This window comes from Priestia sp. 53B2, from assembly GCF_056099005.1.
In genome coordinates, this window is the sequence record NZ_JBLZXA010000027.1 from 32,920 (window position 1) to 49,230 (window position 16,311).

At 37.2% G+C, this 16,311-nt stretch carries 14 protein-coding genes; 11 read left to right on the forward strand and 3 right to left on the reverse strand.

Annotation, left to right across the window (positions count from 1 at the left end):
- Positions 1 to 13: 13 nt before the first annotated feature.
- Positions 14 to 1,246 (reverse strand): cytochrome P450, encoded by a 1,233-nt coding sequence (locus ACN6NE_RS20675; RefSeq protein ID WP_129708237.1) that lies wholly within the window; start codon positions 1,244 to 1,246, stop codon positions 14 to 16.
- Positions 1,247 to 1,513: 267 nt separating this feature from the next.
- On the opposite strand from ACN6NE_RS20675, the gene ACN6NE_RS20680 reads away from it, so the two are divergent.
- Together ACN6NE_RS20680 and ACN6NE_RS20685 are read left to right on the forward strand one after the other, a co-directional pair.
- Positions 1,514 to 1,762 (forward strand): TetR/AcrR family transcriptional regulator, encoded by a 249-nt coding sequence (locus ACN6NE_RS20680; protein ID WP_474326983.1) that lies wholly within the window; start codon positions 1,514 to 1,516, stop codon positions 1,760 to 1,762.
- Positions 1,763 to 1,774: 12 nt separating this feature from the next.
- Positions 1,775 to 2,410 carry a TetR/AcrR family transcriptional regulator gene (locus tag ACN6NE_RS20685; protein ID WP_474326984.1) on the forward strand — a complete coding sequence of 212 codons (636 nt, stop codon included), beginning with the start codon at positions 1,775 to 1,777 and terminating at the stop codon, positions 2,408 to 2,410.
- Positions 2,411 to 2,674: 264 nt separating this feature from the next.
- On the opposite strand, the gene xylR is transcribed toward ACN6NE_RS20685, so the two are convergent.
- Positions 2,675 to 3,832, reverse strand: coding sequence for a transcriptional repressor XylR (gene xylR / locus ACN6NE_RS20690; protein ID WP_240702687.1), 1,158 nt, complete (start codon positions 3,830 to 3,832; stop codon positions 2,675 to 2,677).
- Positions 3,833 to 4,066: 234 nt separating this feature from the next.
- Here xylR and xylA point away from each other — a divergent pair, with 234 nt between their 5' ends.
- The 9 genes from xylA (at position 4,067) to ACN6NE_RS20735 (ending at position 15,103) form a co-directional block, all read left to right on the forward strand.
- Entirely contained in the window at positions 4,067 to 5,404 is a 1,338-nt protein-coding gene (gene xylA, locus ACN6NE_RS20695) for a xylose isomerase (protein WP_129708247.1), read from the forward strand.
- A 58-nt stretch (positions 5,405 to 5,462) separates the two neighbouring features.
- Positions 5,463 to 6,965 carry a xylulokinase gene (xylB, locus tag ACN6NE_RS20700; protein ID WP_474326986.1) on the forward strand — a complete coding sequence of 501 codons (1,503 nt, stop codon included), beginning with the start codon at positions 5,463 to 5,465 and terminating at the stop codon, positions 6,963 to 6,965.
- A gap of 297 nt (positions 6,966 to 7,262) precedes the next feature.
- Entirely contained in the window at positions 7,263 to 8,684 is a 1,422-nt protein-coding gene (gene xylE / locus ACN6NE_RS20705) for a D-xylose transporter XylE (protein WP_474326988.1), read from the forward strand.
- Positions 8,685 to 9,421: 737 nt separating this feature from the next.
- Positions 9,422 to 10,360 carry a cytochrome c oxidase subunit II gene (locus ACN6NE_RS20710; protein ID WP_474327730.1) on the forward strand — a complete coding sequence of 313 codons (939 nt, stop codon included), beginning with the start codon at positions 9,422 to 9,424 and terminating at the stop codon, positions 10,358 to 10,360.
- A 1-nt stretch (position 10,361) separates the two neighbouring features.
- Positions 10,362 to 12,329: a cytochrome aa3 quinol oxidase subunit I gene (gene qoxB / locus ACN6NE_RS20715; RefSeq protein WP_129708256.1), complete on the forward strand. Its 1,968-nt coding sequence runs from the start codon at positions 10,362 to 10,364 to the stop codon at positions 12,327 to 12,329.
- Between the two features lies 1 nt (position 12,330).
- Complete coding sequence (gene cyoC, locus ACN6NE_RS20720) at positions 12,331 to 12,930, forward strand: cytochrome o ubiquinol oxidase subunit III (protein WP_129708259.1); 600 nt, start codon at positions 12,331 to 12,333, stop codon at positions 12,928 to 12,930.
- Positions 12,931 to 13,227 (forward strand): cytochrome o ubiquinol oxidase subunit IV, encoded by a 297-nt coding sequence (gene cyoD, locus ACN6NE_RS20725; RefSeq protein WP_474326990.1) that lies wholly within the window; start codon positions 12,931 to 12,933, stop codon positions 13,225 to 13,227. It begins immediately after the preceding gene.
- 148 nt (positions 13,228 to 13,375) lie between these two features.
- Positions 13,376 to 13,870 (forward strand): universal stress protein, encoded by a 495-nt coding sequence (locus tag ACN6NE_RS20730; RefSeq protein ID WP_205654947.1) that lies wholly within the window; start codon positions 13,376 to 13,378, stop codon positions 13,868 to 13,870.
- Positions 13,871 to 14,218: 348 nt separating this feature from the next.
- Positions 14,219 to 15,103 (forward strand): SDR family oxidoreductase, encoded by an 885-nt coding sequence (locus ACN6NE_RS20735; RefSeq protein WP_129708266.1) that lies wholly within the window; start codon positions 14,219 to 14,221, stop codon positions 15,101 to 15,103.
- A 45-nt stretch (positions 15,104 to 15,148) separates the two neighbouring features.
- Here ACN6NE_RS20735 and ACN6NE_RS20740 read toward each other — a convergent pair whose 3' ends face one another.
- Positions 15,149 to 16,051 (reverse strand): COX15/CtaA family protein, encoded by a 903-nt coding sequence (locus ACN6NE_RS20740; RefSeq protein WP_129708269.1) that lies wholly within the window; start codon positions 16,049 to 16,051, stop codon positions 15,149 to 15,151.
- Positions 16,052 to 16,311: the final 260 nt, after the last annotated feature.

Sequence of the window (16,311 nt, forward strand, 5' to 3'; positions counted from 1 at the left end):
ATGTCGATAACTTTTATCTGTACACCGTCATCGGCAAATATGTTAAAGATTGACCGGTAGCTGAAGCTGTTAAATTCGGTTCTAATTCAAAATCTTCGAATGGTTCGATATGAGAAAATGTCTCTAAAAATGCTTCTAATATGATTGTCATTTCAAGTCGGGCAAGAGGGGCGCCCAAACAAAAATGAGGTCCGTTTCCGAATGTTAAGTGCTTTTTATTAGTTGGACGATGAATGTCTACAGAAAAAGGGTTTTTAAACCTATTTTCATCCATATTACATGCACTCATCCACGCAATAACGACATCTCCTTTTTTTAGCTTAACGCCTAATAAATCGTTATCTTGTTTAACCGTCCGATCTCGTCTGGAGATGTGAAAGCGATATCGAAGCATTTCTTCTACTGCTTTTGGAGCTAATTCTCTATTGTTTCTCAGCTCGCTGTATAACGACTCGTCGTCATATAAAAAAGAATAAAACATATTTGCAATGGCATGGCTGGTAGTTTCAACTCCTGCACCTAAAAGCAGCATGGTAGCGTGCACAATTTCTTCATCTGTGAATGTTTCACCATCAACTTCCGCTTGAATTAAGTCTGAGATAATATCATCAGAAAGGTTGGAGCGCTTTTCAACGACAATAGGGTAGAGGTATTGAAAATATTCAGCTCCTGCACGTTGTTTTTCTTGTTCAATCTCTTCTAATCTTTCTTGGTCATAAGGCTGAAAAAGAATATCTACCCATTTTTTGAACTGATATCGGTCTTTTACCGGTACGCCGAATAGATCTGCTATAACTAAACTAGGAAAAGGAGAAGATAAATCGTCGACAATATTAATAGTTGAATTCTTTTGTATTGCTTCTACAAGATCTGCTGCAATTTGTTTGATTCGCGGCTCCCAGTTTTTTAAACTGCGGGGAGTAAAAGCTGCAGCAAGCAAAGATCGAGCTTTCCGGTGATCAGGAGGATCTAAGTTTGTGAGATTAGTAATTGGAGATGTGCTTTTTTTCTTACTGTTATCTCCAACAAAAATAGTGGTTCTTTGTCCGTCGCTTGAAAAAAATTCATAGTTGCTCAAGACTTGTTTAACATGGTCGTATTGGAATACATTCCATGTGTTTGTTTCTTCATGAAAATAAACAGGGTGGTTGTTCAACATTTCTTTATACCATTGGATAGGGAAAAACTCTTCTGCACGTGATTGGAATTTTGGAATGTCTGTAACGGGAATGACTTCTTTGTTCATATGATCTTATTCCTCCTTCAGAATAGGTATAAATTTGGAATCTACTAACTACATATCGCTCAGTAGTCGTTACTTGCTAGATAAATAATTACTTTGTTGAATTAACCTATACTATTAGTACATTTTTATACCATATGTATAAAAATGTACTAATAGTATATAATTATTTTTACTTGTTTATCAAGGAAAAAGGATGAAATTCACTTAGGAAAAGGCAGATAAGTTATACTAAATAAAAAGGAAATTGTAAACAGAGGAGTAGCAGCAATGAATCAAAAACAGCTCGATATTTTAGGGCATACGCACCAGCTTTTTATGGAAAAAGGATACGTAGACACTTCGGTACAAGATATATTAGAAAGAAGCGGTATTTCAAAAGGAACATTTTATAAATATTTTTCATCTAAAAGCGAACTGCTTCTCTCATTACTTTCGTCTTTGCAAGAATCACTTATTCTACAAAGAGAAAAAGTAGCCATTGAATATAAGGGAGATCATCAGAAGGTATTTGAATAACAGATAATTTTTATGCTGAACTTTGCAGAGCAAAACAAAATTCCTGAAATGATTGAAAGTACACTCGTTTTAAATGAGGTCAAAACATTTCAATATATAGAGGAATTAAAAGCAGCGACTTTCAACTGGATATATGAACGCTTTCAAGAGATTTTCCCGTCTAAGACTTCTCCTTATTTATTTGATGGAGCTGTGCTGCTAGAAGGAATGCTTAACAATATGTTTAAAATGAATAAAGCACTAAACTATCCATTACCTATTGAACAAATTGTCCGGTATTGTATGAAGCGTACAGAGGAAACCATAATCAAAGTAGCAGAACAAAAAGAACAATTGTTTAATCCTTCCATTTACTCCGTGTTATTTAACGAGAAATCGGAAAGTCATTTTTCGACTGAGCTTACGCGCGTAACTGCAAAGTTAAAACGAGTGATTGAAAATAAACTAACAGATGAAGAGGAACAAAAGAAGAGTCTAGAATTTGTGACGTTTATATCTGATGAATTACTGCAAAATGACACGGAGCCTCGCACATTTATTATTCAGAGCTCTCTTTTATCGCTAGAGAAAATCAAAGCTCTGGCACAAAGCAAAGAGCTAGGGGAATATAAGGAAGTTATAACTACTCTGACAAGACATGCTTCATAATTTAAAAAGCAGGTAAACTAACCCAAAAGCCAAGACTCTCCGTAGTTTGGAAAAGAGCAGGTTGCCAATAACATATAAACAGCCAGTTGCCGTTATGATAGGTGACTGGCTGCATAGGATGAAAAAGGTGGTGAAGACAGACATAACACTCTTATTAGAAGAGGGTAATTCTTTCCCTTTTATAGAAAATCAATTAATCGAAAATAGCTGCTTAATTCTTAAGATCAAACGTGGTATAGTTTGCTAACCTTTGCGTTCACTTAACTAACTTATAGGGGTAACACTTAAAAAAGAATCAATAACGATAGAAACCGCTCCTAAAGCAGGTGCATTTTTTCCTAACGAAGAAGGCAATAGTTCACATTTATTGTCTAAATGAGAATGGACTCTAGAAGAAACTTCGTTTTTAATCGTATTTAAAACAATGGGATGAGATTCAATTATATGATTTCTCAAAATAACAGCTTCTACATCAAATGTATTAAGAATATTGGTTAATCCAATTCCGATATAAAAGCCAAAGTTTTGAAGTGCATTTAACATTTCTACATCATTTTTATTCGCGCGTTCCACAATCTCTTTTCGAGAAATGTTCTTTTCTTCTTTAGAGAGCGAAGCCAGTAACGCTTTTTCTGAGGCATATAATTCCCAACAGCCTCGATTTCCACAGCTACATTTGGGGCCATTAAAATCTATCGTCATATGACCCATTTCCCCAGAAAAACCCTGAACACCTTTATACAATTCGTTGTTAATAACAAGTCCAGTTCCAATTCCGACATTAATACTGATGTAAACGATGTTTTCGTAGTTTTTTGTCATACCAAATACTTTTTCACCGTATGCTCCTGCATTAGCTTCATTTTCAACAAAAACCGGAACATTAAACTCACTCTCAATTAAAAACTGCAAATCTTTGATATTCCAATTTAAGTTAGGCATAAAAATAATTTGCTGATGACGATCTACAAGGCCTGGAACACAAATTCCTATTCCGACTAGACCATAAGGGGACTCAGGCATATGGGTTACAAAATCATGAATAAGTGCAAATAAAATCTCTTTTACTTCACTAGCGGAAGAATTAGACAGGTCAGAAGTCTTCTCGAGAATAATATTTCCTTCTAAGTCGGTTAGAATTCCGTTAAGATAGTCGACTCCTATATCAATACCAATCGAGTAGCCTGCATTCTTATTAAAAACAAGCATTACAGGTCTTCTGCCGCCTCTAGATTGCCCTGCCCCAATTTCAAAAATAAAATCTTTTTCAAGCAGTGTATTTACTTGAGAGGAGACAGTAGACTTGTTTAATCCTGTAATCTCAGAGAGAGTTGCCCTGGAGATAGGAGAGTTCTTTAAAATTTCATCTAATATTAATTTTTGATTCATTTTTTTTACTAAAGCTTGATCTGCAATTTGAATAATAACCACTCCTTTGTTTATCTATCGAACTAAGTTGGTGTTTTATAAAGCTTGAATTAGATATTTAAAAGTATCATATCTAATATTATAACTAAATTTTCTAAAAAAAACATTGAAATAAACATTTATTTTGTATATGATGAAATAAAGTTAGTTTATTGGATAAACAAACTAACTAAATTAAAATAGTTAATGAATAAACTTGTTCACTTAAATCAAAGGGGGAAATGACAAATGGTCCAAACTAGTACTAATAAAATTAATTATTTTGAAAGCGTAAACAAAGTTTTATACGAAGGTAAAGATTCTAAAAATCCTTTAGCTTTTAAATACTATAACCCTGAAGAAGTAGTAGGCGGTAAAACGATGAAAGATCAGCTGCGTTTTTCTGTTGCTTACTGGCACACGTTTACAGCAGATGGTGCGGATCCTTTTGGTGCAGCTACTATGCAAAGATCTTGGGATAGATATGATGGAATGGATTTAGCAAAAGCGAGAGTTGAGGCAGCTTTTCAACTTTTTGAAACATTAAATGTTCCATTCTTCGCATTTCATGATCGAGACATTGCTCCTGAGGGCAGTACGTTGCAAGAAACAAATAAAAACCTTGATGTTATCGTCACTATGATTAAAGAATACATGCAAACAAGTAACGTAAAGTTATTATGGAACACAGCAAATATGTTTACAAATCCCCGGTTCGTTCATGGTGCAGCTACTTCTTGTAATGCAGATGTATTTGCTTATGCGGCGGCTCAAGTAAAAAAGGGGCTTGAAACAGCAAAAGAACTAGGCGCAGAAAATTATGTATTCTGGGGCGGCCGTGAGGGATATGAAACACTGCTTAACACAAATTTACAGTTAGAGTTAGATAACTTAGCCAGATTTATGCATATGGCTGTAGATTACGCAACTGAAATTGGATATACGGGGCAGTTTTTAATTGAACCTAAACCTAAAGAGCCTACGACACATCAATATGATACCGATGCAGCAACAACTATTTCATTTTTAAGACAATACGGATTAGATAAATACTTCAAACTTAATCTAGAAGCTAACCACGCAACGTTAGCTGGACATACATTTGAACACGAATTACGAGTAGCTAGAGTACAAGGCTTATTAGGATCAGTGGATGCAAACCAAGGTGACCCTCTTTTAGGCTGGGATACAGATGAATTCCCAACGGATTTATATTCTACAACGCTAGCAATGTATGAAATTCTGCAAAATGGAGGGCTGGGCAGCGGAGGATTAAACTTTGATGCTAAAGTACGCAGAGGTTCTTTTGAACAAGACGATTTACTCTATGCTCATGTGGCAGGAATGGATGCGTTTGCTCGAGGATTGAAAGTAGCACATAAATTAGTAGAAGATCGTGTTTTCGAAAATGTTATCAACGAGCGCTACAGCAGCTTTAAAGAGGGAATTGGGCTTGAGATTGTGGAAGGAAAAGCTAACTTCCATACACTGGAGCAGTACGCGTTCAAAAATCCGAATATTATGAATAAATCAGGAAGACAAGAACGATTAAAGGCTATTTTAAATCAATATATTCTGGAAGTTTAAAGGACAAACGAGAGTAGAAACAATTTCTACTCTCGTTTATAAACGCGGAGGTATCAAGATGAAATATGTAATTGGAATTGATCTAGGAACAAGCGCTGTAAAAACGGTTTTAGTTGATACAAAAGGCGAGATTTGCGCTGTGATTTCTAAAAATTATCCTCTCCTTCATGAAAAAACAGGGTATAGCGAACAGAATCCAGAAGAATGGGTTCAGCAGACGGCTAGTGCTTTAAATGAGTTAATTGCTAACGCTAATATAAAACCCGAAGATATAGAAGGTATTAGTTATTCTGGACAGATGCATGGTCTTGTGCTGCTGGATGAAAACTATAACCTATTACGTAACGCCATTTTGTGGAATGACACAAGAACAACAGAACAATGTCATCATCTCTATAAAGTGATTGGAGAAAAACGTCTTTTAGAAATAACAAAAAACCAGGCTTTAGAAGGATTTACTCTTCCTAAATTATTGTGGGTAAAAGAGTATGAACCGGAGATATTTGAAAAAACAGCTGTATTTATGCTGCCCAAAGACTATTTGCGTTTTAAAATGACCGGCTTTATTCATAGTGAATATTCAGATGCTGCTGGTACATTATTATTAAACATCAGCAAGAAAAAATGGGATGGTGAGCTTTGCCAATTAGTAGGAGTCAATATTAACCTTTGTCCGCCATTAGTCGAATCTAGTGAATGCATAGGCAATATTAGTGAATCGTTCTCTCAGAAAACGGGATTAGCTACTTCAACAAAAGTATTTGCAGGTGGAGCTGATAATGCTTGCGGAGCAGTTGGCGCCGGCATTTTATCGCCAGGGGAAACACTATGTAGCATTGGGACATCGGGTGTTGTTCTTTCTTATGAGGAACGAAGCGATAGAGACTTTAATGGAAAAGTCCATTATTTTAATCATGGAAAAGAAAATGCCTTTTATACGATGGGCGTTACGCTATCTGCGGGTCACAGTTTAAGCTGGTTTAAGGAAAATTTCGCAGAAAACGACACGTTTGAAGAATTGTTGGCTGACCTAAAAAATGTACCAATCGGCTCAAACGGCCTTTTATTTACCCCTTACTTAGTTGGGGAGCGTACACCGCATGCAGATGCTACGATTCGGGGAAGTTTTATAGGAATGGACGCTTCTCATAAAAAGAGAGACTTTACGCGAGCAGTTATTGAAGGTATTACGTTTTCATTAAGTGAATCAATTGAAATCTTTCGAGAAAGCGGAAAGGAAATTACGTCTATTGTATCAATTGGGGGAGGAGCAAAAAATGATCATTGGCTTCAAATTCAAGCAGACGTTTTTAATGCAAAAATCGTAAAGTTGTCTACTGAACAAGGCCCAGCGTTAGGAGCAGCCATGCTAGCAGCTTATGGCTGTGGCTGGTATAACTCATTGGAAGAGTGTGCAAACGTATTTATTACGTCTTCGAAAACATATTATCCTAACGCAGAACATGTACAAGTCTATAAACGGCTTTATGAATTATATAAAGAAGTATATCCTCAAACACAAGACTTAAGTAAAAAGCTAGGCGAATTTAAAAGGAAATAATAGGTTGAAAAATATGCAACCTTGCTTTAAAAAGGAGCTTCATATAAAAGTAGCTTGTATCAATTGATTATGGTTGTATATCGATATACCTGACACAAAAGGAAGTATAGAAAATGCTGTAGTAAGATTTGATTCAATAGAAAAATACGTACATTAGAGGGGAGGATAAGAGCAGTTAATCGAATGGACGAAGAAAATTTCTTTTGTGTTCCAAGAATTTGAAAACGCATTCAAATAAGTGCGAACTCAGTTAGAAATAGAACTTCTACTGTTACTCTTAACTGCTTTTAACAACGCATGAAACAAAATCGAAACTCATTATATATTTTTTCTATTACCTTAGTTGCCGCTATCGGGGGGTTACTGTTTGGATATGATACAGCTGTAATATCTGGAGCTGAAGAATCATTAAAGGTGTATCTTATTGACAGCTTAGGATTAGGATCTTTAGCACACGGTGTTACTGTATCAAGTGCTTTGATAGGGTGTATTATTGGAGGATTGATATCTGGTTATTTTGCGACAAAACTAGGGCGCAAACAATCACTTATACTAGCAGCTATTCTTTTTATAGTCTCAGCGTTAGGAGCTTCTTATCCCGAGTTTTTATTTTTTACAAAAGGGGAACCGACACTCTCTTTGTTACTAGCTTTTAACTTCTACCGCATTATAGGTGGGATTGGTGTTGGGTTAGCATCAGCCATTTGTCCAATCTATATAGGAGAAATTGCACCGGCAGATATTCGCGGCAGATTGGTATCATTCAATCAATTTATGATTATTTTTGGAATGTTAGTCGTTTACTTCGTGAATTGGGGTATTGCAAATGGGGAAACCTCAGAATGGATTAATGATGTAGGGTGGAGATACATGTTTGCTTCAGGAGCTATTCCAGCTTTAGTCTTTGCAGCACTCTTGTTTTTAGTTCCTGAAACGCCTCGCTACTTAGTTATACAGAATCAAGATCAAAAAGCTTTAGCCATACTAACTAAAATTAATGGATCTTCAGAAGCGAAATCAATTTTAGACGATATTAAACAAACAATTTCTACCAATGTTTCATCTGAAAAATTATTAGCATATGGAAAATTAGTTATTGTTGTAGGTATACTGCTTTCTGTATTTCAACAGTTTGTAGGAATCAATGTAGCTCTATACTATGCTCCGCGTATTTTTGAAAGCATGGGAGCAGCTAAAGGGTCTTCTATGCTGCAAACCATTATTATGGGATTAGTAAACGTTATTTTTACAGTAATTGCAATTTTGACGGTTGATCGTTTGGGAAGAAAACCTTTATTAATAACAGGGTCTATCGGAATGGCCATTGGAATGTTCGGTGTAGCAAGCATGGCTTTTTCAAACATCATTGGTATAGGGACGCTTGTATTTATCATTATTTATACAGCTTCCTTTATGATGTCATGGGGACCAATTTGTTGGGTGCTCATTTCAGAGATTTTTCCTAATAAAATTAGAGGTCGTGCTGTAGCTATTGCTGTAGCTGCTCAGTGGGCGGCTAACTATTTTATTTCCTCTACGTATCCTGTGATGATGGAATATAGCGGAGGATTAACATATGGTTTCTACGGTTTAATGAGTGTACTTTCTGCTTTATTCGTTTGGAAATTTGTTCCTGAAACAAAAGGTAGAACTCTTGAACAAATGGAAAATATGTGGAGAAAAAAACAAGAGGCTTCAAAGAGTAAGAAGGCCATATAACCATTGAACTTTTGCTTAGAGGAAAGGTGAATATAAAAACTTTCAAAAACACCTAAACTATCTTTAGGTGTTTTTAATATGTAACCTTTATGAAGAAAGTGGATAGCTTTTTTAAAGGATATTGCTATAGTGATAAGCCTCTTTAAAAATAGAAATATAGTTTTTTTATGAGGAGTGTTTCATCGTAAATATAAATAACGGCGCAACGAATTTACAAAAAATCTGGGGGGCATCCGCTATATACGGAATATCCTAAAGAGTTAGAGTATGATCATGCTTCGTGGGTTTCTGCGTATCAAAATCAGAAAATGATTGATTGGATATTTCAGCAGGTGAAGCAAACAAATCAGTAAAAAATAAAGCTCAATACTTCATTACTCCTAAAAAGCTCTTCCAGTTAATAAGAACTGGAAGAGCTTTTTGCTTTTATAAGAATCTACCCGCTAGGAGCAAGGTATTTCACACCATATTTAACCAAATATGTGACGAAATTATGGTGAAGCCATTTAAACTAGATAAAAATCGCTTCAAGTGTGATAAATATCACACCTTTTAATGATACAACATGATAATTTTTTAGGAGTAAGCAATATGTCATGACAAAATTCAATATGTTAGGAGGTTTTTAGCCTTTTGATCTGTTGAGATGCATCTATAATATGAACGTTTATATATCATTATTATGTACAGAGATTTAGAGGAAGGGAGCCTGAGCTTAGGTGAGAAAGCAAAAATCAATGCATATTGGCAAGTTAATCATTCTCTCCGTTTTCATTACAATTTTTTTAGCAGGCTGTGATAGTCGTTATTTGATTTTAAACCCACAGGGGGCGGTGGCTCAAAAAGAATACCAGTTAATTATTTTTTCCATATTTTTATGCGCAATTGTCGTTATTCCTGTTTTAGGCCTGCTTGTGTATATTGTTTTACGCTACCGTGATAAGCCTGGAAACAAGGCTCCGTATCGGCCAGACTGGGACGATAGTAAGCGTCTGGAATTTATTTGGTGGGGCATCCCCATTATTATTATCGGTATTTTAGGTTTTGCTACGGCCAAGACGACGTATGACTTAGTGGATCCGCCGAAAAAAGATGTAAAGCCGCTAACGATTGAAGTAACGTCTCTTGATTGGAAATGGTTGTTTCAATATCCGGATCAAGATATTGCGACAGTCAACTATGTCGAAATTCCAAAAGATGTGCCCGTTCAATTCGTTCTAACGTCAGATGCACCTATGAATTCTTTTTGGGTACCGGAGCTGGGAGGACAATTATATACCATGCCGGGAATGGCAATGGGGCTTTGGCTGCAAGCTGATCACAAGGGAGAATATTTTGGTTCAGGTGCTAATTTTACGGGTGAAGGGTTCGCTCATATGAATTTTAAAGTTAAATCTACATCGACAAAAGAGTTTAATCAATGGGTAAAGCAAGTGAAAGAAACATCACCAGCTTTAACAAAAGCTGATTATAGCAACCTTGCCAAACAAGGTCTTTCCTTGGAAAAATCGTATTCTACTATTCCTAAAGGCTTATTCCAAGAAATTGTCATTAAAAACGGTGGTCAATATTATAGTCAGCATCACCATATGAAAAATGAAGACATGAAGACCATGAATGTGGCTTCCGATGAACAAGCACATACACAGCACGAGCACCAGGAAGGAGGAAACTAAGTTGTTAGACAGATTAAAAGATTTTTTATCTCATTTTTTTGTGACAGGAGAGCCGATGATTTACGGAGCCGATGTCGCTATTTTATTAACACTAGCCGGTATTATTTTTGTTCTTACGTATCTTAAAAAATGGAAGTGGCTATGGCGTGAATGGCTTACAACGGTGGATCATAAAAAAATTGGCATCATGTATATGCTTTCTTCATTATTAATGCTGTTTCGAGGCGGAGTAGATGCATTATTAATGCGTATTCAACTAGCATTCCCTCAGTGGCATTTTCTAGATTCTAATCATTACAACGAAATTTTCACTACGCACGGAACTATTATGATTCTATTTATGGCAATGCCGCTTATGTTTGCGTTCTTTAACATTGTTGTACCGCTTCAAATTGGAGCAAGAGATGTCGCCTATCCTTTTTTGAATGCGGTAAGCTTTTGGCTGTTCTTCTTTGGCGCTATGCTTTTTAATTTGTCGTTTGTAATCGGCGGTTCACCAGATGCAGGATGGTTGAGCTACCCACCGCTTTCTGGCATACAGTTCAGTCCTGGACCAGGTCAAGATTTTTATATTTGGGGCATTCAAATATCAGGTATCGGCAGCTTGGCTTCTGGAATTAATTTTATTATGACTATTTTAAAAATGCGTGCGCCTGGCATGAAACTTATGCATATGCCGCTATTCACGTGGTCCGTGCTAGCAAGCTGTATCATTATCATTTTCGCGTTTCCTGTATTAACCGTAACGCTTGCTTTATTGTTTATTGACCGCTTCTTTGACGGACACTTATTTACTATGACCGGCGGAGGAAATCCGATGATGTACATTAACTTAATTTGGATGTGGGGACATCCTGAAGTGTATATCGTTGTACTTCCTGCATTCGGCATTTTTTCTGAAATCGTTGCAACGTTTTCTCAAAAGAAGATATTTGGCTATAAGTCTATGGTTTTTTCAATGATGATTATTAGCGTTCTATCGTATTTCACATGGGTGCATCATTTCTTTACAATGGGTGCAGGTGCTAATGTGAATGTGTTTTTTGCTATTACGACGATGGCTATCGGAATTCCAACGGGTGTTAAAGTGTTCAACTGGTTATTTACGATGTTCCGCGGCCGTATTCAAATGACGCAGCCCATGCTATGGACAGTTGCTTTTATCCCCTGCTTTGTTGTGGGAGGAGCAACGGGTGTTATGCTTTCAGCAGCTCCCGCAGACTATCAGTATCATAATAGCTACTTTTTAGTTGCTCACTTTCACCAAGTGTTAATCGGTGGCGTTGTATTCGGTTTTTTTGCAGGTTTGTACTATTGGTGGCCAAAAATGTTTGGATTTAAACTAAATGACCGTCTTGGTAAATGGGCGTTTTGGACGTGGAATATTGGTTTTTATGTTTGCTTCATGCCTCAATACGCATTAGGGTTTATGGGAATGACGCGCCGTATTTATACGTACGACTTTGACATGGGATGGGGACCGCTGAACGTTATCTCTACAGTCGGAGCTTTCTTTATGGGCATAGGGTTTATCTTTCAAGCATGGCAGATTCTTCATGGCATTAAGTACGGAGAACGAGATGTAACAGGGGATCCTTGGAATGGACGTACATTAGAATGGTCCATCCCTTCACCGCCGCCGCACTACAATTTTGCAGTGATTCCAACAGTAACGGGGCAAGATGCGTGGTGGACAATAAAAGAAGAAAGAAAAAAGAAAAAAGCGAAAGAAACAGCTGCTTTTTCTCCAATTCATATGCCTAAGAATTCAGGTATTCCATTTATCATGTCGGTTTTCTGGTTCATTGCTGGTTTTGGCTTAACGTTCCACTGGGTGTGGATGGCGATATTCGGTTTGACAGGAGTCGGAGCTTGTTTACTAGCTCGTTCTTTTCAATACAACTCGGACTATTATATTCCGGTGGATGAAATTCGACATACAGAAGATTCAGTAGGGAGGGTTGGCTGACATGGCTTATGCGACAGCGCACCACGAAGAACATCATGATGAACATGATGAAGGAATCAAAGTTATGGGTTTTTGGCTTTTCCTTGTAACGGACTGCATCTTATTTGGAGCATTATTTGCTACGTATGCCGTTCTTGTTAATCATACTGCGGGAGGCCTTACAGGAAAGGAATTTTTTGAAGTTCCAGGATTTGTTTCTGAAACGTTTATCTTATTAACGAGCAGCTTTACGAGCGGATTAGCTGTGCTGAGCATGCATAAGGGAAAAATAAAGCCTTTAATTGGCTGGCTAATCGTAACTCTGCTTTTAGGTATGTGCTTTGTTGGCCTTGAAATTCATGAATTTCAAACAATGGTTCATGAAGGAGCAACCATTTCCACCAGCGCATTTTTTACAGCTTTCTATACGCTAGTTAGTACGCACGGGCTGCACGTTTCTGTCGGCATCATTTGGATGATTTCAATTACAATCCAATTAAAACGATACGGAATTACCTCTGTAACAAAGTCAAAAGTGACGATTATCAGCTTATACTGGCATTTTCTTGATGCTGTCTGGATCTTCCTTTACACGGTTGTGTATTTAATGGGGGTGATGTAGATGGAGAACCATGGGTCGTTAAAAGCTTATACAATAGGATTTATTTTCTCGATTATTTTAACCGTTATTCCTCTGATGCTGGTATTAAACCATGTATTTGCTAAAAATATATTATCAGCTAGTATTCTAGGAATGGCCGTGCTTCAATTTTTCATTCAACTGTTTTTCTTCATGCATATTAAAGACGGAGAGAAGCCCCGTTATAATGTGATGGCTTTAATACTTGGAATCGTTTTTGTTATTACGATTGTAGCAGGATCGATTTGGATAATGACTTTTAACTCTCAAGTTCAATAAAAATAGAGCCGTGCACTACACACGGCTCTATTTTTTATTAATTTCTCTCCCTTGTGATAAAAATCACATACTTTCGTTTTCGCAAGAAGTAAAATAAAAGTGTAGCAAAGAAAGTTCTTTATAAACGAAAGACAAAGGAGAGATTATGATGAATATGGCTTATCGTAACATCCTCGTAGCAGTAGACGGTTCTGTAGAAGCGGAGTGGGCATTCAAAAAAGCTGTTAACAGTGCGAAAAAAAATAACGCTCATTTGATAGTTTGTCACGTTATCGATATACAGGCGCTAAGTCCATCACCTTATGCATTCTATACGGATACGCGCTTTCAAGATGCAGAGAAATTTGCTGAAGAACTTTTAACCAACTATAGCAACCTAGCTATTAAGGCTGGAGTAACGAAAGTCGAGACATTAATTGAACACGGCTCCCCTAAAACAAAAATATCTAAAAAAATTGCACCCGAAAAGCACGTTGATTTAATTGTCTGCGGGGCAACCGGGTTAAACGCCGTAGAGCGCATCTTAATCGGAAGTGTATCTCAGCATATTTTACGCTATGCCAAATGTGATGTGTTAATCGTTCGCACTCCTAAAGAGGCTGAAGAAGAATCAAAGCCTTTACAAGTGGAACTAACAGAGTAGCAGGACAGAAGAGAAAGAAAGCTTATTGTTCACAGCAAAATACAAAGCTCTCACCATTTATTTAAAGAGGGGGGATAAACGTATTTTAGTTGAAAGAAAATCCGAACGAGGAATTGAGATTCTTAATAGAGAATTCGACTCGTTCGGATTTTTTTATTGTGATGGTGGACGTAGATTTCATGTATGCAGTTGTTTCTAGCTGTTGATTGAAGGGGAAGGGTAATGAAAGAAAAGTGAGGATAATAGAGGACATCAAACATGTTTACTAAAGAAGCAGACGGGAAGAACAAGTATATAGAAAAATTTCCCTTAGCTGGTTAAGGATTCATTCATAAAGGAGTGACGAATATGTCAAAACTAAACAATCCATTAACTCAATATTTCCATGAAGACTATCCAAAACAGTATCAAGAACCGCCTGGTGTACAAAAAGAAATGAATGTCATTCCAGACTGCGGGGAGAATAGTTACATAGGTGCAGGTAAATTAAAAGGCAGAAAAGCTCTTGTGACGGGTGGAGATTCAGGTATTGGTCGGGCAGCAGCGATCGCTTACGCAAGAGAAGGGGCAGACGTTGCGCTTAATTACTTGCCACAAGAGCAAGCAGATGCAGAAGAAGTACAAAAGCTTATTGAAGCAGAAGGAAGAAAAGCCGTGCTCATACCTGGTGATGTAGGCGAAGAATCTTTTTGCAAAGAGCTAGTAGAAGAAGCTTATAAAGAATTAGATGGTTTAGACGTTCTAGCGCTCGTAGCTGGCAAACAGCAGGCAGTAGAAGATCTTGCTGATTTAGAAACGGACCAACTGCGCAAAACCTTTGAAGTAAATGTATTCTCTTTATATTGGACCGTAAAAGCAGCGCTGCCTTATTTACCGGCAGGTGCTTCTATTATTACAACAAGTTCTGTACAAGGCTATAGCCCAAGTCCTAATTTATTAGACTATGCAGCTACAAAGTTTGCCATTAACGGATTCACTCGCGGACTAGCCAAGCAATTAGCTCCAAAAGGTATTCGCGTCAACTCCGTTGCTCCAGGACCTATCTGGACGCCGCTGCAAATTTCTGGAGGGCAGCCAAGCGACGCTATTCCAGGCTTTGGACAAGATACACCTTTGCAGCGTGCTGGTCAGCCGGTAGAGTTAGCAAATGTATACGTATTTTTAGCTTCAACGGATGCAAGCTACGTAACAGCTCAAGTTTACGGGATTACAGGCGGAATAGAACTAGCTTAACTCAAAAAAACACGTGCAGTTATGAACTGCACGTGTTTTTTGGTTTTATCGTCTTTTACCTTTTAAAGTCTGTACACAAATGTAGCTAAGCGTAGCGAATAACGCTGTAATAAATGCCGAGTGAGACAGCGTAGCAAAGACATTTAAACGAGACATGACAACAAAGATACCGCTGAATATTTGAGCAATGGTTAAAGCAACCGCAATGATGGACGCGTAGTAAATATCACGGCGGGTTTCTTTATACTGTTTGATGGCAGATACCATAATCCAAATGATAAGAACAAACAGCACAAGAGCAGCAAATCGGTGGGCAAAATGAATACCTATTGTTCCTGAAAGTTTTGGAATAAGCGTATTGCCATAACAAGCAGGAAAGCTTGTACATGCTAAGCTTGCACCTTTGTGACGCACATATGCACCTAAATAAATATCGCAATAGGTAAATATAAGCGTAAACCATGCGAGCCATTTAAATTTGCCTGTAACCGCTCCTTTAATAAAATGATCCGAACGGTCCTTTTGAATAACAAACATTGAAAGTAAAAATACGCCGGTAAACGCAATAAGCGAAAGACCGAAATGAAGCGCTAGCGCTTCAGCTGACTGAGGCCAGATTACTGCAGAAGCCCCGAGTAATGACTCGATAACGATAAATGCAATACTCATAATCGCTAAAATTTTCACTTCACGGTTTCTGCGATAACGAATCCAAGCCCAAATAGAAAATGCTAAAACAAGAAGACCTGCAAATGCGGTAATCAAACGATGCGTATATTCAATCATTGTTGCTACTGCGTATTCGGGTATTAACTGCCCGTTACACAGTGGCCATTCGTTTCCGCATCCTAATCCAGATCCTGTGGTTGTTACAAGGCTGCCGGCAATCATCAAAATAAACATGACAATCGTTGTAAATATAGCTGTTATTTTAAATAAATTTCTCATACGTTGACTCCCTTTGCTGAGTTACTAATTATGACTATAGATTTGATGAATACGATAGTCAAGTAGTAGAGCTTAATTAACAAATAACTGTCACAAACTTACACACGCTCTCTTTAAAATTGATGTCAGAAAAGCTTTCTTCCTTAAACTTTGTAATGGTTTTTTCCTTTTAAACGATGTAAATATGGTTCCATACAATAAGATATAAAAAAATTATATTAGTGATTTTATACAATTTGCAAAAAAAACTTTAGAGAGAA